Raw genomic sequence first — 17,602 nt, forward strand, 5'->3', positions numbered from 1 at the left:
ATCCCTTGCGGTTTATTAGGAGTCAGTGGAGGGTATTTATGACGTTGCTATTAGCAGGTGATATTGGTGGAACTAAAACGATTTTGCGCTTGGTGAGTCAGCCAGAAATAGGCGAAATTCAAACGCTATATGAAGAACGCTACAGTAGCCGCAATTATCCAGATTTAGTACCAATTGTCCGGCAGTTTCTCGCCACCGCAGCCGAGAAAACAGGTAAACACACAACGCCACAAAAAGCGTGTTTTGCGATCGCAGGTCCGGTTGTCAATAATACGGTAAAACTGACAAATCTGGCGTGGTTTCTTGATTCGCAACGTTTAGAACAAGAATTAAAAATCGCACCTATTTCACTCATTAATGATTTTGCCGCAGTTAGCTACGGCGTTTTGGGGTTAAAGGAAGAAGATTTATATACGCTGCAAGCGGGTAAACCGCAACCATTAGCCCCAGTTGCAGTTATCGGCGCGGGAACTGGATTAGGACAAGGATTTTTGATTAAAAAAGGACAAGAGTTTGATGTGTTTGCGTCAGAAGGCGGACACGCCGATTTTGCACCGCGTTCTGAGTTAGAATTTTTGCTGCTAAAGTATCTGCTTGATAAACACGATATTCAAAGAGTTTCAGTTGAAAGGGTTGTTTCAGGTTTAGGAATTATTGCAATTTATCAGTTTTTGCGCGATCGCTCGTATGCAACGGAATCGCCTGAAATTGCGCAAATCGTAAGGACTTGGGAAAAACAAGCAGGAAGTGAAAGAAGCGTTGATCCCGCAGCAGCGATTTCAACGGCTGCACTAGAAGGGCGCGATCGCCTCAGCGAACAAACGTTACGAATGTTTGTCGAGGCCTATGGCGCAGAAGCAGGGAATCTTGCTTTGAAGCTTTTACCGTACAATGGACTTTATATTGCAGGTGGAATTGCGCCTAAAATTTTACCACTCATTCAAGAAGGTAATTTTCTTCGTGCTTTTTCTAGTAAAGGGCGAATGCGCTCGATTTTAGAAGATGTACCAGTCAATATTGTTCTAAATCCGCAAGTAGGATTAATTGGTGCGGCTTTGTATGCAGCTAAACTGTAAACAAAGTTACTGAAAAATTAAGTTTAATCGCTGCTGGGCTGCTTGTAGTGCCTCAGCAGGTGAACTTTTACGTAATAACACGGCTTCTAAAGCTCGACCAATGTTTTCTGATACGCGGCTGTAACCTGGAAAAATCGGACGCGATCGCCCATATTGTGCTTGATCTAAAAATACTTGCACCGCTGGTAGTTCTTTAGCAAACGCTTTGTATTGAGCGTTTTCTCGCGCTTTGACGTTGACGGGTAAGTAACCTGTACCGATCGCCCATTGCGTTTGAAATTGTTCGCTTAAGACAAACTCGGTAAATTTTAGTGCAGCTTGTTCGCGTTGTGGTGTAGATTTGAATACGAATAAGTTTTCACCACCAATTCCGGTAGCACGGCGCTTGTCTGCTGGAATCGGAAACACGCCAAAATCAACGCCAGTACTTTTTAGTTGTCCTAAAGTCCAAGGTCCTGTAAGTTGCATGGCGACTTTACCCGCCAGAAAATCATCAATTTCAAAACCACGTTCGGGTAACGACAACACGGCGGAACCATCTGCAATGAGATTTTGCCAGAATTGTAACGCAGCGATCGCGCCAGAATTGTTAGCTAAATCAACGGCTGCGGCTTGTTGCGTATCTGTGACTAACTCGCCACCCGCACTCCACATAAACGGTAGCCACAAAAATACGGCAAATTCGCCTTTACCTAATGGTAAAAATATCCCGTGTTGATCAATGCGCTTGTCACCATCGGTATCGCGTGTTAACTGACGCGCAACTCGGCGCAATTCTTCCCAAGTTTCGGGTACTTTTGTAATTCCCGCAGCTTGAAATAAACTTGGACGATAAAATACTCCTGAATTATTTGTACCAAAAGGAACTGACCAAATGTGTCCTTGATACTCCATCGATTCAAATAACGCTGGATCAAGTTGATTTTTGACAGGTAATGCTGTTAACCAGTTTTCGAGGGGGCAAATTGCATCAAGTTCTACAAGTTGACCGGTTAGTGTTGCGTTGAACCATAATAAATCTGGTGGTGCATTGCCGACAACTGCTGCCAAAATTTTGGGTAGTTGCTGTTCGGCTTGTCCTATGTAAAGTGATTCTACTTGAATGTCTTGATGCTCTTGATTAAATTGATCGACTAATTTTTGTAATACATCTCGATTCGATGGCGGATTGACACCATGCCAGAATGTTATTTTAGTTACGTTGGATTGTTGATTGTTTGGTAGCGTTTGACATCCTGATATTGATATTGCTGACACAATAAGTATAATTACTACTATCTGATGTACCTTTTTAAATACGTTTTTGGCTGGTTGCATCATTTTGTTGAGGGTTAAAAGTTAACAGGGTAACTGTAGAGAGATTTAATTGTTTTTGAAACAAACCAAAAAGGTTTCAAAAGAATTTGAAATATAAAAATATACTATTGTTTAAAGTTAAAATTGCTTCATGTTGAAAAGGTTTCGGTCTTTTGTTCTTCTTTTTTTATTCGGAATTATTATATCTACTGGGTGTATTGCAAGGCAAGATAATAGTGATATTGTGACTGTAACACTTAGTGGATGGAGTAATTTGCAGGAAAAACAACTTCTACAACAAGTGTTAAATGAGTTTGAAGCGACGCATCCAAAAATTAAGGTTAAATACGATGCGATCGCTGACCAGTATATGGATGTATTGAAAACTCGTTTAATTGGCGATACCGCAGCAGATGTTTTTTATCTTGATGCTTTTGAAGCACCAGGAATGATTGAACCTGGGGTTTTAGAACCACTAGATGATTATGTCACGCCGGAATTTGATATCGCAGATTTTCAACCTTCACTGCTTGCGGCTTTTCAAGAAAATGGCAAAACTTATGGTTTTCCTAAAGACTTTTCCACGCTTGTTTTGTTTTACAATAAACAAGCCTTTGCTGAAGCTGATTTGCCGCAACCACCGCAAACTTGGGAACAATTAAGAGAATACGCTAAAAAACTTACTGTTGACCGCAATAATGATGGCAGAATTGACCGTTACGGGTTGGGAATTATTCCAGAACTTGCGCGACTGTACTTTGTCATTAAAGCTTTTGGTGGTGAGTTAATTAATACACTAGAACAAGCTACGTTTGCTTCACCAGAAAGTCTGCGAGGTTTACAATTAATCATCGACCAATATCGTCAAGAGCGATCGTCGGCTCAACCTTCTGATGCTGGAACAACGTCAGGTGGGGAAATCTTTGGTCAAGGTAAAGCGGCAATGGTGATTGAAGGACCGTGGTTAATTCCTTATTTAGATGATACGTTTCCAGCGCTTGAATATGCAACAGCCGAAGTCCCAACGATTGCCGGAAAAAAAGGCACAATGGCGTATACTGTTGCTTATGTAATGAATAAGAAATCACAGCATAAACCGGAAGCATGGCAGTTGATTTCTTACTTAACCGGAAAAGAAGGAATGACACTATGGACGCGCACAGGAGTTGCGTTACCAACGCGTAAATCTGTCACACAAAAGCTTGGTTACGATCAAAAACCTCTGTACGCACCGTTTATCGCAGGTGCAGAATATGCTACGGTATGGCAGGCTGGTAAAAATTTACCAACGATTATGAATAATTTTAATAATCAATTTATTAGTGCAATGTTAGGCGAACAACCACTCAAAATTGCCATGCAAAAAGCTCAAGCTACAGCCAATCGAGAAATTGAATTAATGCAGTAATTTAATGAAAATATTTAATCACAGTTATTAATGAAAAAATGAATTCAAACCACAATTCTTCATGACTATAATTTATGACTAACTCTATTTCCATTACCTATTACTAATTACCCGCATCCATAACAGTAATTATATTTCAATTCACTAATCTAAAATCTAAAATTTCCAATAGGTATTTTTAGCAATTGCTCAACGATAAGCTAGGATCTATATCTATCCTCGTGTGCGTTGATCGCTTATGAATCGTTCTCATCAATTAGCAGAAGATAAATTGCCTGTCGCTAGGGAGGAACATTCCCACAGCCACGATACTTCTAACGTGGGCGATCGTTTTGGGGATTCGTCAACGCATCCTCACGTCCACAGTGAGGAGTCACTTAGAAGCATTGTCAATCGCTTATCGCGTATTGAAGGGCATATTCGCGGTGTGAAAACTATGGTACAGGAAAGCCGCCCGTGTCCAGAGGTGCTTGTCCAAATTGCTGCGGTACGCGGTGCCTTAGATCGAGTTGCCCGCATGATTTTAGACGCGCATCTGACTGAGTGTATCACAAGAGCCGCTCAAGAAGGAAACATCGAAGTAGAAATGGCAGAGTTAAAAGCGGCTTTAGATCGATTTTTACCTTAAAAATAACTGCGAAAGCAGCTGTCAGTTAGCAAGGAGTAATGTTACAGTTTCTGGAAATCAGGCGTGACTTCTAGAAACCATTATGTTAGAACGATGGAAAAATCAAGTCCCCTTAGCTGTGAGTGTAGGATTATGCGCTGTGCTGGTTGGGGTAGCAGTGTTAGCCGCAAAGTCTAACGATTGGTTGCAGTCACCACAAGACAACTCACTGCACGCGATCGATTATCCAAAATCGTCGGTTCTGCCATTAATACCGCTATCGCCCACAGCACGAATGGTACAACTCAGTGCGATCGCCCAGTTACCCCCCTCGCAAGATCGCGATCGCGCGCGCTATGTGTTAGCAAATGACTATCTGCATCAGCAAGCCGAACAAGCGCTACAACTTCTCGAGGGTTTAGACCAAAGTTACCCTGTACTAGCCGCACCAATTCTCTCCAAACGCGCCCAGGCTTACGAAATTTTGGGTGATACCACGAACGCACAAGCAACGTATCAAGAATTACTGAAACGATATCCTTCGCATCCGGTTGCCGTTGAAGCATTGTATGCATTAGGAAAAACAACACCGCAGTATTGGCTGCGGGCGATCGCGCAGTTTCCTTCGCATCCTCGCACGCTAGAAATCGCCCGTTTGTTACTACAACAAAATCCGAATCAACCACAGTTAATGCTACTGCTTGCAAGACATGGTTATGAACAGCCAGGCGTTGTTGCAGTATTAAATCGACTTGTTAGTGACTATTCAGAACAATTACAGCCGCAAGATTGGCAAGCGATCGCGATCGCCTACTGGGAAAACCAAGTTTACTCTAAAGCTGCGACAGCTTATCGACAAGCACCACGTACAGCGTTAAATGTCTATCGCATTGGTCGAAGTCTGCAATTGAGTAACAAACGACCTGAAGCGGTCGCTGCTTATCAACAACTTATCCGCGAGTTTCCAACTGCATCTGAAAGCGGTACAGCGTTGCTAAACTTGGCACAAATTACCCAAAATGATTACCAAAAACTATCATACCTCGATCAGGTTGTCAAGCAATTTCCTCAACGCGCCGGCGAAGCCTTAGCGCAAAAAGCAGCAATTCTCGACAACTTGGGGAATAAAACATCTGCTGCGCAAACGCGACAATTGCTATTAGACAAGTACGGTGATTCTGATGCTGCGGTTGAGTACCGCTGGAGAATGGCACTTCAAAAGGCTGCAAATCAAGACTACCGAGCCGCATGGCAATGGGCACATCCGATTCCTACAAGTAACCCGAACAATATTTTGGCTCCTCGCGCTGGATTTTGGGTTGGTAAATGGGCGCAGCAATTAGAACGACAACAAGAAGCGAAAGCGGCATTTGAATATGTCTTAATTCAATTTCCGCAATCATATTATGCTTGGCGATCGGCAACGATGCTAGGGTTAGATGTTGGTAACTTTAACACTGTCCGCCAACTCAATTTTGAGATTACCCCCCCACAACGCGCAGTTTTACCCGCAGGCTCAGATACATTAAAAGAACTCTATCAATTAGGGCAAGATACTGATGCTTGGGCACTGTGGCGCGCAGAATTTCAAAATTATCATCAACCGACTGTAGCCGAACAGTTTACTGATGGATTGCTAAGAACTGCTATAGGACAGCATTTGAAAGGAATTAACTTAGTTTCAACTATAGAAGATCGCGAATCTCCTCAAGATCAAACTGAGTATCAAGCACTGCGCCAAGAGTTAACGTATTGGCAAGCGCGTTATCCGTTTCCCTTCTTTGAGGAAATTACAACTTGGTCGCAAAAGCGTCAACTCAATCCTTTTTTGGTGACAGCACTCATTCGCCAAGAGTCACGCTTTGAACCAAAAATTCGTTCGGTTGCAGGTGCTGTGGGGTTAATGCAAGTGATGCCGAGTACAGGAGAATGGATTGCGCAGAAGATTGACTTGAAGGAGTACAACAAAGAGAACCCTCAAGATAATATGCGCTTGGGTACGTGGTACTTGGATCACACGCACGAACAGTACGATAATAATTCGATGCTGGCGATCGCCAGTTACAACGCAGGTCCAGGAAATGTCTCTAGATGGTTGAGAACTCTAAACACCAGAGATCCTGATGAATTTGTCGAAGCAATTCCTTTTGAAGAAACTAGAGGTTATGTCAGACAGGTATTCGGTAACTACTGGAATTACCTACGACTGTACAACCCAGAAGTGGCTCAGCTAGTCGCAAGATACACAACGCGTCAAACGGCTTTTTTACCGCAGCCACCACAGTAAATTGTACTTATCTATACAATTATTTGCATTCGTCAGCATTGCCTTGAAGCAAAGTAGATACTGAGTAAAGTTTCTGTCTGAAGTTTTACAATACATTAAATAATTTTACTTAGCCACTACGTCGATTTTTGTAGGTAGCAATTTTTACGGTGCTAACCCTGGTTATTGTGTCATCGTTCCCCAAGGCAAAACGAGTCAAACATTTAGTATCTTTACTTACAGGCAATCAACGACTTCCAGGGGCAATATTTTTGCAAGTTACGGCAATACCTTTTTGGAAGCCGAGTTGACAGTAACACCGTAATTGAGGAGTCAGAGGTTAGACTTTTTAGGGCATAATATTGCAGGCTTTTAGCTGCGAACTCTTGTCTACCAGATAAAATAGATTGCAGATCTTGCAATAAAGCTAACTCATGACGCCGCCCTCAGATTTAGATAGTGCAACTATGCCCGCTTCAACGACTGACTTGGAACAAGAAACCAAGACTGAAGGCAACCAGGATTGGGAAAATAACTACTTAAATGAGTTACCTGGCGAAGTAGAAATGTCGCTGTTCGATCACTTGGAAGAGTTGCGACAGCGAATTTTTTATTCCTTAATTGCGGTATTGATAAGTGTTGTTGGCTGTTTTATCGCAGTTAAACCGATTGTTCAGTTACTCGAAGTTCCTGCTCAAGGAGTCAAGTTTCTACAGCTAGCGCCAGGAGAGTACTTTTTTGTTTCGCTCAAAGTCGCAGGCTATAGTGGTCTGCTCTTAGCTAGCCCGTTTATCCTTTACCAAATTATTCAGTTTGTCTTACCAGGGCTAACACGCCGCGAACGCCGCTTAGTCGCACCAATTGTTTTAGGTTCAACTGTATTATTTGCGGCTGGATTGGTGTTTGCTTATCTTGCCTTGATTCCAGCTGCGTTAAAGTTTTTCATTAATTATGGTGCTGATGTCGTCGAACAACTGTGGTCGATTGATCGCTACTTTGAGTTTGTGCTACTGCTGTTGTTTAGCACAGGTTTAGCTTTTCAGATTCCCGTCATTCAACTGCTGCTTGGGGCTTTGGGAATTGTTTCTTCTAAGCAAATGCTGGCGGGTTGGCGCTATGTCATTCTTGGTGGAGTTGTCTTGGGTGCAGTCTTAACACCTTCAACTGATCCTTTGACACAAAGCCTTTTGGCGGGTGCTGTATTAGGACTTTACTTTGGTGGAATTGCTGCGGTTAAATTGATAGGTAAATGACAAAAATTACGTACAGCAATTTTCAGAAAGTAGAAATTCGCGTCGGTAAGGTCGTCAAAGTTGAAGATTTTCCCAAAGCAAGAAAACCGGCATATAAACTGTGGATTGATTTTGGCGCGTTAGGAATTAAAAAATCGAGTGCGCAAATTACGAAGTATCGCCACGAAGAGTTGACAGGTAGGCAAATTCTCGCTGTTACCAACTTTCCCCCGCGCCAAGTTGCGGATTTTATGTCTGAGGTACTTGTCTTAGGTGTCGTACTCGACAATAAAGAAGTCGTACTTGTTAAACCTGATCGCGATGTCCCTCTTGGCAAAAGAATTCTATAACTCTTTGCTCACTTCTTCTAGATCAGCCATTCCGAAGCACGTTCGCCGAAGTCTAAATCGAGTGGAATACTTACGGCTTTACCGAGTCGGGGACGTTCGCGGGTTTGGGCAATAAATTGCTGTACTTGCTGCGTTCCACCCAAGGCGTGAAGATAATTGGCGATCGCATCTAAATGCTCTTGGTATTCGGTTTCGGTAAGCGGAAAAGACGCTTGCTCTAAGTACTTCCACATCACCTGAAGAAAAACTTTGCCTTGGACGCGCCGTAGCTGAACATCGTAAGATCGCCCCCACTTATTTAACAATATCTGACGTAACTCCTTTCCTGTCATTTCGTTGCAATTGCCTTTTACATTTCGTTATAAAGTAAAGCTGCGTAACTCAGGTATGATAACAATATAAAGAAATGTAATGGTCCTCTGAAAAAGGCTGGAAACACTCTTAAAAGAGGGATTTGAAAGTTGTTGCGAGTCGTGGTAGACCGACTCCAACAGAGGATAAGTGAGGTTCTGGGAGCAAATCTCAGCGTTGTTAACAAAGATACAAGCAAAGAGCAGAAATTATGGCTCAAATGTCTAAATCCATGGACGTACCCGATATGGGGCGTCGTCAATTCATGAACTTGCTCACCTTTGGTACGATTACCGGAACTGCTCTGGGAGCATTGTATCCGGTAGTGAAATTCTTTATTCCGCCGAGTAGTGGTGGTGCTGGTGGTGGCGTAAAAGCCAAAGACGCATTGGGCAATGATATCAGCGTCAGTAACTTTTTAGAAACGCACAATCCAGGCGATCGCGTCCTCGCGCAAGGACTCAAAGGCGATCCGACTTATATTATCGTCGAAAGCAAAGAAGCCATTGGCGATTATGGTCTAAACGCGGTATGCACCCACCTCGGTTGTGTTGTGCCTTGGAATGCCGCTGAAAACAAGTTTAAGTGTCCGTGTCATGGTTCGCAGTACGACGAAACGGGCAAAGTTGTCCGAGGTCCCGCACCACTGTCGTTAGCCCTCGTACACGTCAGCACAGAAGACGATAAAATTTCCATCACTCCCTGGACGGAAACTGATTTCCGGACTGGGGAACCACCTTGGTGGACTTAAGATAATCAAGTGGCTAGCCCTTAGTCTTTTGCCCTTACATTTGACCTTCGTCACAAATAAGTGTTTGGTTACTGATGAAAAAAGCTTTGTTATCAACAAAAGCGATTGTTAATACGGTAATTATAGCGATCGCTACTGTTAGTTTCTTTCTCGCGAGCGACTTGGTGTTACCCCAGGCTGCTGCTGCTTATCCTTTTTGGGCGCAACAAACTTATCCGGAAACTCCTCGCGAACCTACAGGGAGAATTGTGTGCGCTAACTGTCACCTCGCTGCTAAACCCACCGAACTCGAAATTCCGCAATCGGTGCTTCCCGACACGGTATTTGAAGCAGTTATAAAAATTCCTTATGATACCAATGTACAGCAGGTACTCAGCGATGGTTCCTTAGGTGGATTAAATGTAGGTGCTGTATTAATGTTGCCGGAAGGCTTTAAGATTGCCCCTCCTGAACGACTGTCAGAGGAGATGAAAGAAAAAGTCGGCGATCTTTACTTCCAGCCCTATAGTGAAGATAAAGAAAACATCGTACTTGTTGGACCTTTACCAGGCGAACAGTATCAAGAAATCGTTTTTCCTGTACTGTCCCCCGATCCGAGAACAGACAAAAATATCCACTTTGGTAAATATCCGGTTCATGTAGGTGGTAATCGCGGACGAGGTCAGGTTTACCCTACGGGTGAGAAAAGCAATAACTCGGTTTATAATGCCTCTACCGCCGGTACAATTACCAAAATTGACCAAACTACCGATGAAAACGGGACAACTCAGTACCAAGTCACCATCAATACTAATGCAGGTGAAACGGTTGTTGAGACAATTCCCCTAGGACCAAAACTAATTGTCTCAGAAGGGCAAACAGTTGCTGCTGGTGATGCTTTGACCGATAACCCCAACGTTGGTGGATTTGGTCAAGACGACGGTGAAATCGTGCTTCAAAGTTCGGCTAGAATTCAATGGTTGATGGCGTTCTTAGCCGCAATTATGTTGTGTCAAGTTCTGTTAGTACTCAAGAAGAAGCAAGTCGAGAAAGTACAAGCAGCGGAAATGAATTTCTAAACTCAAATCCTTTGAATTCTTTGGGACAGGTTTATCGCCTGTCCTTTTTATTTACGAACTTGTTAAAAGTTATTGTACGATTTGTAAACCTGTTAGTAATTGCCAACTAAAGAATGCTACAAGACAAAGATTTATACCAGTATGAATATATCGCGCCCAGTTACTCCCATGCTGTATGACAGGAGCCAAAGCTGCAGAAATTGCAATTAACGCTGTCATTGCTAAACCAACAAATAAATGAGCATTGACTGAAATTTCACCCGCGCTCAAATAGGTAATAACAACACCTCCGATGGCACCAGTTACCATCACCGCCAGCGCGATCGCTACCCTAACTATTGCCCAACGCGCACTGTGGTTGCGTAAGAACTTCCCAATGGCACCATAAACAGGACAATGATCGTTTGAAAGACAACCTGATGTGCTGCTAATACTTCTGTGCCTAATGTTCCCGTCCAGAAAGTAATCACCAGAAAAATCCGATTTCTCAACCAGAAAATAATCCGAGTTAATTCCCAGAGAATGCGCAGTCTCACGCGGTGAAGTTCTTGAAAAATGCGATATTTCCTCAAATTTTGATTTTTAAAGACATACAGCGCTATGACTCTCGCGACTCCCAATCCAGCAAGCCCCAGTTGAGGAAAACCAAATTTACCAAATCCTAAGACATAATTCCCGATAATATTAAAAGTCGTTCCAGTCACCACAATCATCATCACTGGACGCGCCTACGAAAGCGCGGAAACTGTAGCACGTAACGCCGCAAATCCTACTGCGGGAAATAAACCCCGCAGCATAATGTCTAAAGAGGTATTGACAAGTTGCATAGTTTTTGATGTTTGTCCGCTATGGCTGAGCCAGGTATAAAGATGTGCAGTAAAGATCATCAACGGTAGTGCAACCAACAGCGCTAACCACAGCCCTTGATGCGCTACTTGCTCGATGCGGAATTTTTGCCCTGCCCCAAAGGCTTCTGCAATGAGTGGACTTACGCCCATCATAACGCCACTCGCCGTGGTCATAATCGAGAGAAAGATAATTGCTGCGAGTCCCACTGCTGCCAAAACTTCGGCTCCCATTCTGCCCATCATGATCGTATCAGCAAAGCCTGTCGCAGATTGGACAACTTGGGCACTAGCAAGGGGAATCGCTAACTTCAGGAACTCTCGCACTTCAGTATGTATATGCTTTGGCATCTGCATGACAGTCATTGTGAAATTCTCTAGAGGACTTGCTACACTGTTACTTTAGAAAAACAAGCAACGTGAAATCTTTCTATTTTTTGCTGTTTTGTCAAAATCTTGCGGGTAATTTCTTGTTGTTATTAAATCGCCGCAGACCGCGCTTCATCGACTTTCAATGTTGTTCCAGTGATAAATTTGGCATCATCGGAAATGAGAAAAGCGACTATTTTTGCCAGTTCGGCATAAGTAGCTAGACGACTCCACATCAGATCGTGAGGAACATTCCAGTCTGCGAGTTCTTCGAGGTTATCTGCTACAAAGAATGGAGCCACTGAGTTCATGCGAATGCGATCGCTACGATACCGCTTAGCATATAGTTTTGTGAATCCTTCCATTGTTGCTCGAAGCGTACCACTAAACGGAGTTCCCAAATCTGGTTCTTGAGAATCACACGCAGAAATATTGACGATCGCCCCGCCTCCTTGTTGACGCATCGGTTCTGTAACGAGTCGTGCTAACCGCACCACGCTGAGAAACAGCATCTCAAAGTTCTCTAACCACATCTCGTCGGAAATTTCTAATAAATCAGTTCGAGGCGGATCGCCAAAGCTATTAACTACAGCATCAATGCGCCCAAATTTATTTGACGTAGTTTGTACCAAATGTTCTAAATCCTGTGCGTTGGACATCGATCCTTGCATGGCAATTCCGCCAAGTTCCTGCGCCAAATCATGAATACTTGGCGATCGCGCCAACAGTGAAACTGTATATCCCTGTGCTGCCAACTCACGCGCACATCCTGCCCCAATACCGCGACTTGCGGCTGTTACGATCGCAACCTTTTGACTCATTGTTTGACCTCTATTAATTTATTCTTTTAAGTTAAACTTTGCTGTAATAGAACAGAAAACTTGATATTGGCAAAACATCTGTGCTGAAAAAGAACAAATGCTGAGTGTTTTTAACCAACTATCAGAATTAATCGCCTTCGTGGAAAGTGTCGAGTGTCATAGTTTCAGTGCAGCCGCGCGATCGCTAAATACAACTTTTTCTGCAATTAGTAAACGAGTTGCAAGATGAGAAGATTGCCTAGGAATACGGCTATTACAACGCACAACGCGAGCAATAAATTTAATTTTAGAAAAGGAACCGCTGATTACGAGTACGTGTCGTGCTTACTACGAGAACTCAATGAAGCAAACTGAATCGCTACATAACTTTGGTAGAGGAAAAACAAAGACGACAGCGGAAAAGACTCTCGCTCAAAAAATACGTTTTGGTTAAAGGAAATTCAATTTCATGACTCTTACCTCTAGCCAAGATAGTCTAGAAGTTATCTTGATAAATTTGTTGCGTAATTAGTTCTAAACATTGGTATTAGTATTGTAGTATTACATATCAATTCAATACATAGTGCTTCTTAAGTTTTTGGCAATACAACTTTGGTAAGTAGCAGAAATTGTGCCGCACTCGCCACTAAGTTATAATCAACGAAGCTCAAGAAGATTGTGCAACTAATACCGTTAGACCGTGAGGCATACACTCTACCTCAACTTGTTTTGCGCCAATGATTTCCCCATCAACTACAACTTTCTGCGGCGGATTTGTAGTTACTTTTAAGCGGCGAGTTCGACCGTGAATGACATGCTGTTGATTTACCTCAGTTTTCGTAATTGCGCTTCCTAATAGTCGAAGCATGGTTGTCACTGCATGAAGTTTGTTTTCTGCGGTGGCGATCGTGACATCAATCTGTCGATCATCTACGAGGACTTGCCCTGTGCCTTGGGCGAGGATAGATGTAGGTGGAGCAGCATTCGCAATTGTAATCGCACCTGCTTCAGATTTGTAGGTAGTTCCCTCAGCCTCAATTTCTGTCTCGAACGGTTATTGTTTGTCCATTGATTACCAACCTACCATTAGATAAGCAAGCGTACCCCATTGATCTTTTAACTCGCGATTCGCGGCTTCCACGACATTCGCTTCTTAGCCGATGCCTGCTAACAAAGTCATTGAAAAACCATTACAGTAGGCAGCATCGACCGTTTGAGCGTGTTCGGCAAGAATAATTTGGCAAGCATTGCGCACAGATAACAATCCAGAAATACCCAACGCAACGGCAAAGGCATTTGCTGTACCTCTGGGAATAATACCTAACGGAATTGCCGTGCCAATTAAAGCACCCGCAACAGCAAAAACAGTTCCATGCCCATCAGATGCAATAACTAAATCGGCATGATTTGCGATCGCCGCACGCGCCAGTTGCATGAGATTTATTTCTCGCGTTGTTTGGTGAATTCTTAAACTAAAATGCGGCTCTAGTAATTCCCGAATTAATAAATCTTGCTCGGCATCGCGCTGACCTGAAACTGGATTGAAAATGAGGTGGGCAACGCGCGTTTTGGCTAATCGAGTTGCGATCGCTTCGGCAGTTGCTAGATTTGTCGCTACTGCAACATTATGAATATTACAAAGATGCAACAAGGCATCTAAACTTGGTTCGAAGCCAATCAGCGGATCGACTAAAAAAAATGACAGCCAAAACATTGCCACTCGCAACTTCAGCCGCGATCTGAACAACTCCACCGCGAGAACCTGTTAATTTCTGCTCCACAGGTAATTCGGTTGCCGCTTGAATTTGTGCGCTTGTCTTTACGCTTGCAATCAGGTGGTAGCGCGACAAAATAGAGGCATGAGCTAATGCAAACTGTACAATGTCTTCTTTGCGACTGTCATGAGTAATGAGTGCGATCGTATTAGCCATAATCAAAAGCGGTAACATACAGTATTACCAATCATGAAACACTTTCTTTAATTACAGCCTGTTGCAATCAGTATAATTTCTGGTGAAGATGCAAAAGAAGTAGAAGCTCAATTCTATGACTATAGCTTGCTTGTAACTCTAACCTCTGCTATGGCATTACAAAGAAATTGACGTACCTGTTTACTATCAAATTTGCTACAAGGTGCTGTGCGATGTGCGGATTGAAAATATGTGAAAATGAATAATGCAATTATGAGGAATTTCTTTTCAATTGGGCAACAGATTGTAGGGAAAAACGAGACCTGCGGATTGACAACATCAAAGCTTAGAGACCTCATTTGAGCAACTACGTCGCGAGTACCAGCAATATTGAGGTTGGGTAAGAAATCCTGGTTTCAAAAAACAAAATCGCTGCTCTCAACCTCAAGAAATTGTAACCTCAACAACTGACACAGCAATTCTCAAATGCCGCAGTAGATCAGCCGCACAATTCATAGATTAAGTGGGACAACATTTAGGCTTATCCTTTTGGTGGTTGGAGTCTTAATGCTTTTGGGGATGCTGGCACCGCTGAGTACAATAGTCTAGTGGCTTAACCAAACCGCTGAGGTTTAGGCTTGGAAGAAATGCTTGAAGTTCTAGGGCGTCAAGCTGCTATTTGATCCCACATCAGCTATCAATTGCTATATTGTGTTTTTGCCTAGTGTTGGGAACTTTTCCCCTGAAGAAATTACGCCTGGTGAAAAGTATTTTATTCATCAGCTTGCAGAACGCCATCCTCAGTGTGTTGTTGTACGAAATGTGTTTCCTTACTCAGTCATTAACTGATTTCTCGGCAGTCAAGAGTTCTTAACTCCATTGTGGGAAGCCTCAAAACAAAGCGATGGAATACTGCGTAATGTTTTAGTTCAAGTTCGCAATTTATGGCGGTTTGCAATTTCCGGTGACGAGCGTTATGGTTCAGTTTACAACTTAAGTATTGCTCATTACGATTGTCGAGCGCATGAATGTTGCACATCTGATCGCTCAATCTGATAGACCAAATTAACTTAATTTTGATCAGTACAAGTGGTGTAACTCAAGTTGCTTTGGGGGCGACGACGGCACACCTAAATGAATGGATCAACGCCCGCTTAACGGTATTGTCGATCAGCGGTACATTTGAAGGCAGCGCCGGATTTAACGCCGCAGATCGTGTTTATCATTTGCAAGGCGATCGCAACTGGGTTGCCGATACGCTGGAGGTGGACGTAGGTTCTCCAGTGAATCAAGCCCGACGGCAAGGGCGCTATACTGTTTGCATTATCGGTTCTTACGAACACACTGGAGCCGAGGTGATTTCGGTAACGCCATTTTACCCAATGGCATACCTCACGTTAAGCAGACTATTGAGCAAGTCGATCAACTGCCGATCTGGTCTATCGACCAACCTCTAACTTCGCAATGCCCAGTTCAGAAAATCGCTGAAAAATGAACAGCGAGTATTTATGCTTGAATGAAAAGCAGGATTTTCGAGCAATTAAATTGCAACCAAGCCTGTTTGGCGCAGAATGAAAAAGAGAATTGAGTTAACAATGCTAAGAGCGATCGCTCCCAAAATTGCACTGCCAATTCCCCATCGCAAGCGAAATCCCTCAACCAACCAAGCTGCTAGACCAAATACAATAATACTACCGATTAAGGGAATCAATCCTAAACTTAAAAGAGCATTCGCCGTTCTAAACCAGCCAGGAAACAAACCCCAAATACCATTAAATGCACCAATAATCGCTCCAGCAATTAAGGCAACCCAAGGATTATCCACCTCAACACCCAAAGGTAGTTTTGAGATAATCAATAAACTAATCGCAATGACGACGACAGAAATTAAAAATCCAAGCATTTATCCACTCCTGGGATACAACTGTGAACGTTTTTCTATGTACAAAGCATACAACCTGCAACGGAATGTTGATTCGTGATGATAAAAATGGTAAAAGGTGAAGAGTAACTAGTAACTAACCACAAAGAAAGGAAAGGTTATTTAACAGTAGATGATATCAAGACTAAGTAGCGCGCGGCAATGATGATAAGATAATCATCCAGATACCATTAAATAAAATTAAATAAAAGGGTAATTCCAACAAAAATTCCGAGTATCCAATCTGCGTTGAAAGGCCATTCAGACCAAATAAGGATACCTAATATAATTCCTAAAATTCCACTGAATAATACCCAACCCCAGTTGCGAGCAGGACGCAAATCAAAGGCAATAAAAACTTGCAACGCACCTTGAACAAAGATCGTAATTCCGAGTATGAGTGTTAGGGTGATCGCTCCTGAAAGGATATTGGTTAAAACAACAAGCCCAGCCACAAAATAGAAGATGCTCAACAGCAGTTTCCAGACAAACTGACCTGCTCCTCGCGATCCAAAAGCATATATAAACTGAGCAATTCCAGCGAAAATAACAATCCAGCCAAATGCGATTGTCGAAGCAATGGTTGCATAAACAGGTCGAGCAATAGCGGCTAGCCCGATAATGACTAATAAGATCCCAACTACTATACCGATTCCTGAGCCAGCATTACGTTCTCTATCACTCACTTCAGGATCTGTAGTTCTCATTCAAATCTCCTTCTGTTTAATTTAAGCCTCTTTAGCCAGTAGATTTTTACTCATCTTTGCTAGCGTTTGGGTAAAAACATCTTTGGATTTTCGAGCGTAGTGTAGGTGTTAATGCATTCCCCCTTACCGATTGCAATTAGACACTCTACCTTTAACTTACCATTTTGGTATTATCGAGTTCGGGAACTTCTGACCCTTACGACAACTTGCAAGTAGAACTCTCAACTTCCTCCGCAAAACTCAGTAAATCAACGTGTTTGGGGTTTGCCATTACCTCTTTTGCCGCTAGCAAGCCGGCGATCATCCAAGTTTGATAAATTCTTGCTTCTTTATCAATTAAGCGCCCCTGCTTACCATCGTAGTCTTCAGGAAATCCATCCTCGATTAACCGAGTTTCAGCAAGCGCGATCGCGCGATAAGCTAATTCTTGCCGTTCTGTTTTTTTGTGCAGCGGTAGCAAATAGCCAAAGTAAAACAAGCCAGTCGAGCCACACCATCAACCTTGTTACCTTGAAGCTAGCCTCCGCCATGTCGGATATGAAAGTCTTTGGCGAACTGCCCCCAATCTTAGGGGACTTCCGAGCCGGCTCGCTTCAAAGTCCCCCTGGGATTATGCAGGGCTGATACATTGACAGAAGGAAAAAAGCCTTTGGAG

23 protein-coding genes are annotated in these 17,602 nt (G+C 43.0%); 11 read left to right on the forward strand and 12 right to left on the reverse strand.

All coding sequences use genetic code 11. From position 1 onward, the window contains the following. Positions 1-38: 38 nt before the first annotated feature. Entirely contained in the window at positions 39-1,076 is a 1,038-nt protein-coding gene (locus tag NIES1031_RS21465; protein WP_073551483.1) for a glucokinase, read from the forward strand. Between the two features lie 6 nt (positions 1,077-1,082). Here the strand turns inward: NIES1031_RS21465 and NIES1031_RS21470 are convergent, their stop codons facing one another. Further along, a complete protein-coding gene (locus NIES1031_RS21470) occupies positions 1,083-2,333 on the reverse strand; it encodes an ABC transporter substrate-binding protein (protein ID WP_236738941.1) in 1,251 nt (416 codons plus the stop codon). Positions 2,334-2,616: 283 nt separating this feature from the next. On the opposite strand from NIES1031_RS21470, the gene NIES1031_RS21475 reads away from it, so the two are divergent. From NIES1031_RS21475 to NIES1031_RS21495, 5 genes are all read left to right on the forward strand, one after another. Next, the gene (locus tag NIES1031_RS21475) at positions 2,617-3,780 is read left to right on the forward strand and encodes an ABC transporter substrate-binding protein (RefSeq protein ID WP_236738942.1); all 1,164 of its coding nucleotides are present in this window, start codon (positions 2,617-2,619) and stop codon (positions 3,778-3,780) included. A 238-nt stretch (positions 3,781-4,018) separates the two neighbouring features. Continuing rightward, positions 4,019-4,408, forward strand: a complete 390-nt coding sequence (locus NIES1031_RS21480) for a metal-sensing transcriptional repressor (protein ID WP_073551486.1) — start codon at positions 4,019-4,021, stop codon at positions 4,406-4,408. 82 nt (positions 4,409-4,490) lie between these two features. Then, complete coding sequence (locus tag NIES1031_RS21485; RefSeq protein ID WP_073551487.1) at positions 4,491-6,674, forward strand: transglycosylase SLT domain-containing protein; 2,184 nt, start codon at positions 4,491-4,493, stop codon at positions 6,672-6,674. A 413-nt stretch (positions 6,675-7,087) separates the two neighbouring features. Beyond that, positions 7,088-7,906 carry a twin-arginine translocase subunit TatC gene (tatC, locus tag NIES1031_RS21490; protein ID WP_073551488.1) on the forward strand — a complete coding sequence of 273 codons (819 nt, stop codon included), beginning with the start codon at positions 7,088-7,090 and terminating at the stop codon, positions 7,904-7,906. Next, the gene (locus NIES1031_RS21495; RefSeq protein WP_073551489.1) at positions 7,903-8,235 is read left to right on the forward strand and encodes a tRNA-binding protein; all 333 of its coding nucleotides are present in this window, start codon (positions 7,903-7,905) and stop codon (positions 8,233-8,235) included. Before tatC ends, NIES1031_RS21495 begins: the two co-directional genes overlap by 4 nt. 17 nt (positions 8,236-8,252) lie before the next feature. Here the strand turns inward: NIES1031_RS21495 and NIES1031_RS21500 are convergent, their stop codons facing one another. Continuing rightward, on the reverse strand, positions 8,253-8,567 hold the full coding sequence (locus NIES1031_RS21500; protein ID WP_073551490.1) for a DUF3067 family protein: 315 nt from the start codon (positions 8,565-8,567) through the stop codon (positions 8,253-8,255). A 230-nt stretch (positions 8,568-8,797) separates the two neighbouring features. Between NIES1031_RS21500 and petC the strand changes: the two genes are divergently transcribed. Together petC and petA are read left to right on the forward strand one after the other, a co-directional pair. Then, positions 8,798-9,337: a cytochrome b6-f complex iron-sulfur subunit gene (gene petC / locus NIES1031_RS21505; RefSeq protein WP_073551491.1), complete on the forward strand. Its 540-nt coding sequence runs from the start codon at positions 8,798-8,800 to the stop codon at positions 9,335-9,337. A 74-nt stretch (positions 9,338-9,411) separates the two neighbouring features. Continuing rightward, positions 9,412-10,395, forward strand: coding sequence for a cytochrome f (gene petA / locus NIES1031_RS21510; protein WP_073551492.1), 984 nt, complete (start codon positions 9,412-9,414; stop codon positions 10,393-10,395). Positions 10,396-10,464: 69 nt separating this feature from the next. Here the strand turns inward: petA and NIES1031_RS26465 are convergent, their stop codons facing one another. The 4 genes from NIES1031_RS26465 to NIES1031_RS21530 form a co-directional block, all read right to left on the reverse strand. Beyond that, positions 10,465-10,842 (reverse strand): DUF4079 domain-containing protein, encoded by a 378-nt coding sequence (locus NIES1031_RS26465; protein ID WP_407919514.1) that lies wholly within the window; start codon positions 10,840-10,842, stop codon positions 10,465-10,467. Then, on the reverse strand, positions 10,731-11,111 hold the full coding sequence (locus tag NIES1031_RS25225) for an MATE family efflux transporter (RefSeq protein WP_073551493.1): 381 nt from the start codon (positions 11,109-11,111) through the stop codon (positions 10,731-10,733). The genes NIES1031_RS26465 and NIES1031_RS25225 overlap by 112 nt, the downstream gene beginning before the upstream one ends. 12 nt (positions 11,112-11,123) lie before the next feature. Next, positions 11,124-11,606 carry an MATE family efflux transporter gene (locus NIES1031_RS25230; protein ID WP_073551494.1) on the reverse strand — a complete coding sequence of 161 codons (483 nt, stop codon included), beginning with the start codon at positions 11,604-11,606 and terminating at the stop codon, positions 11,124-11,126. A 113-nt stretch (positions 11,607-11,719) separates the two neighbouring features. After that, positions 11,720-12,430 (reverse strand): SDR family oxidoreductase, encoded by a 711-nt coding sequence (locus tag NIES1031_RS21530; protein WP_073551495.1) that lies wholly within the window; start codon positions 12,428-12,430, stop codon positions 11,720-11,722. A 97-nt stretch (positions 12,431-12,527) separates the two neighbouring features. Between NIES1031_RS21530 and NIES1031_RS21535 the strand changes: the two genes are divergently transcribed. Further along, positions 12,528-12,659, forward strand: coding sequence for a helix-turn-helix domain-containing protein (locus NIES1031_RS21535; RefSeq protein WP_084544434.1), 132 nt, complete (start codon positions 12,528-12,530; stop codon positions 12,657-12,659). A 417-nt stretch (positions 12,660-13,076) separates the two neighbouring features. Here the strand turns inward: NIES1031_RS21535 and NIES1031_RS25850 are convergent, their stop codons facing one another. The 3 genes from NIES1031_RS25850 to NIES1031_RS25245 form a co-directional block, all read right to left on the reverse strand. Beyond that, a complete protein-coding gene (locus NIES1031_RS25850) occupies positions 13,077-13,448 on the reverse strand; it encodes a hypothetical protein (protein WP_330219981.1) in 372 nt (123 codons plus the stop codon). 114 nt (positions 13,449-13,562) lie between these two features. Continuing rightward, positions 13,563-14,123, reverse strand: a complete 561-nt coding sequence (locus NIES1031_RS25240; protein ID WP_236738944.1) for a diacylglycerol kinase family protein — start codon at positions 14,121-14,123, stop codon at positions 13,563-13,565. Beyond that, on the reverse strand, positions 14,044-14,358 hold the full coding sequence (locus NIES1031_RS25245) for a methylglyoxal synthase (protein WP_218596917.1): 315 nt from the start codon (positions 14,356-14,358) through the stop codon (positions 14,044-14,046). The genes NIES1031_RS25240 and NIES1031_RS25245 overlap by 80 nt, the downstream gene beginning before the upstream one ends. Positions 14,359-15,198: 840 nt before the next feature. On the opposite strand from NIES1031_RS25245, the gene NIES1031_RS24585 reads away from it, so the two are divergent. Both NIES1031_RS24585 and NIES1031_RS23520 read left to right on the forward strand, forming a co-directional pair. Beyond that, the gene (locus NIES1031_RS24585) at positions 15,199-15,375 is read left to right on the forward strand and encodes a hypothetical protein (protein ID WP_178378216.1); all 177 of its coding nucleotides are present in this window, start codon (positions 15,199-15,201) and stop codon (positions 15,373-15,375) included. Positions 15,376-15,395: 20 nt separating this feature from the next. Then, complete coding sequence (locus NIES1031_RS23520) at positions 15,396-15,776, forward strand: hypothetical protein (RefSeq protein ID WP_084544435.1); 381 nt, start codon at positions 15,396-15,398, stop codon at positions 15,774-15,776. An 83-nt stretch (positions 15,777-15,859) separates the two neighbouring features. Here NIES1031_RS23520 and NIES1031_RS21550 read toward each other — a convergent pair whose 3' ends face one another. The 3 genes from NIES1031_RS21550 to NIES1031_RS21560 all read right to left on the reverse strand — a co-directional run bounded on the left by NIES1031_RS21550 (position 15,860) and on the right by NIES1031_RS21560 (position 17,425). Further along, positions 15,860-16,222 carry a phage holin family protein gene (locus tag NIES1031_RS21550; RefSeq protein WP_073551496.1) on the reverse strand — a complete coding sequence of 121 codons (363 nt, stop codon included), beginning with the start codon at positions 16,220-16,222 and terminating at the stop codon, positions 15,860-15,862. 209 nt (positions 16,223-16,431) lie between these two features. Further along, positions 16,432-16,947, reverse strand: a complete 516-nt coding sequence (locus NIES1031_RS21555; protein WP_073551497.1) for an HdeD family acid-resistance protein — start codon at positions 16,945-16,947, stop codon at positions 16,432-16,434. A 196-nt stretch (positions 16,948-17,143) separates the two neighbouring features. After that, on the reverse strand, positions 17,144-17,425 hold the full coding sequence (locus NIES1031_RS21560) for a glycoside hydrolase 100 family protein (protein ID WP_073551498.1): 282 nt from the start codon (positions 17,423-17,425) through the stop codon (positions 17,144-17,146). Between the last annotated feature and the right edge of the window lie 177 nt (positions 17,426-17,602).

Source organism: Chroogloeocystis siderophila 5.2 s.c.1 (assembly GCF_001904655.1).
In the GTDB taxonomy this organism is placed as follows: domain Bacteria; phylum Cyanobacteriota; class Cyanobacteriia; order Cyanobacteriales; family Chroococcidiopsidaceae; genus Chroogloeocystis; species Chroogloeocystis siderophila.

Bases quoted from the DNA above. Each gene is read 5' to 3' on its own strand.
- NIES1031_RS21550 (WP_073551496.1), bottom strand. From the start codon at position 16,222: ATGCTTGGATTTTTAATTTCTGTCGTCGTCATTGCGATTAGTTTATTG.
- petA (WP_073551492.1), top strand. From the start codon at position 9,412: ATGAAAAAAGCTTTGTTATCAACAAAAGCGATTGTTAATACGGTAATT.
- NIES1031_RS21555 (WP_073551497.1), bottom strand. From the start codon at position 16,947: ATGAGAACTACAGATCCTGAAGTGAGTGATAGAGAACGTAATGCTGGC.
- NIES1031_RS25240 (WP_236738944.1), bottom strand. From the start codon at position 14,123: ATGTTTTGGCTGTCATTTTTTTTAGTCGATCCGCTGATTGGCTTCGAA.
- NIES1031_RS21500 (WP_073551490.1), bottom strand. From the start codon at position 8,567: ATGACAGGAAAGGAGTTACGTCAGATATTGTTAAATAAGTGGGGGCGA.
- NIES1031_RS25230 (WP_073551494.1), bottom strand. From the start codon at position 11,606: ATGACTGTCATGCAGATGCCAAAGCATATACATACTGAAGTGCGAGAG.
- NIES1031_RS25225 (WP_073551493.1), bottom strand. From the start codon at position 11,111: ATGATGATTGTGGTGACTGGAACGACTTTTAATATTATCGGGAATTAT.
- NIES1031_RS21465 (WP_073551483.1), top strand. From the start codon at position 39: ATGACGTTGCTATTAGCAGGTGATATTGGTGGAACTAAAACGATTTTG.
- tatC (WP_073551488.1), top strand. From the start codon at position 7,088: ATGACGCCGCCCTCAGATTTAGATAGTGCAACTATGCCCGCTTCAACG.
- NIES1031_RS21485 (WP_073551487.1), top strand. From the start codon at position 4,491: ATGTTAGAACGATGGAAAAATCAAGTCCCCTTAGCTGTGAGTGTAGGA.
- NIES1031_RS25245 (WP_218596917.1), bottom strand. From the start codon at position 14,358: ATGTTACCGCTTTTGATTATGGCTAATACGATCGCACTCATTACTCAT.
- NIES1031_RS21530 (WP_073551495.1), bottom strand. From the start codon at position 12,430: ATGAGTCAAAAGGTTGCGATCGTAACAGCCGCAAGTCGCGGTATTGGG.
- NIES1031_RS21535 (WP_084544434.1), top strand. From the start codon at position 12,528: ATGCTGAGTGTTTTTAACCAACTATCAGAATTAATCGCCTTCGTGGAA.
- petC (WP_073551491.1), top strand. From the start codon at position 8,798: ATGGCTCAAATGTCTAAATCCATGGACGTACCCGATATGGGGCGTCGT.
- NIES1031_RS21495 (WP_073551489.1), top strand. From the start codon at position 7,903: ATGACAAAAATTACGTACAGCAATTTTCAGAAAGTAGAAATTCGCGTC.
- NIES1031_RS21480 (WP_073551486.1), top strand. From the start codon at position 4,019: ATGAATCGTTCTCATCAATTAGCAGAAGATAAATTGCCTGTCGCTAGG.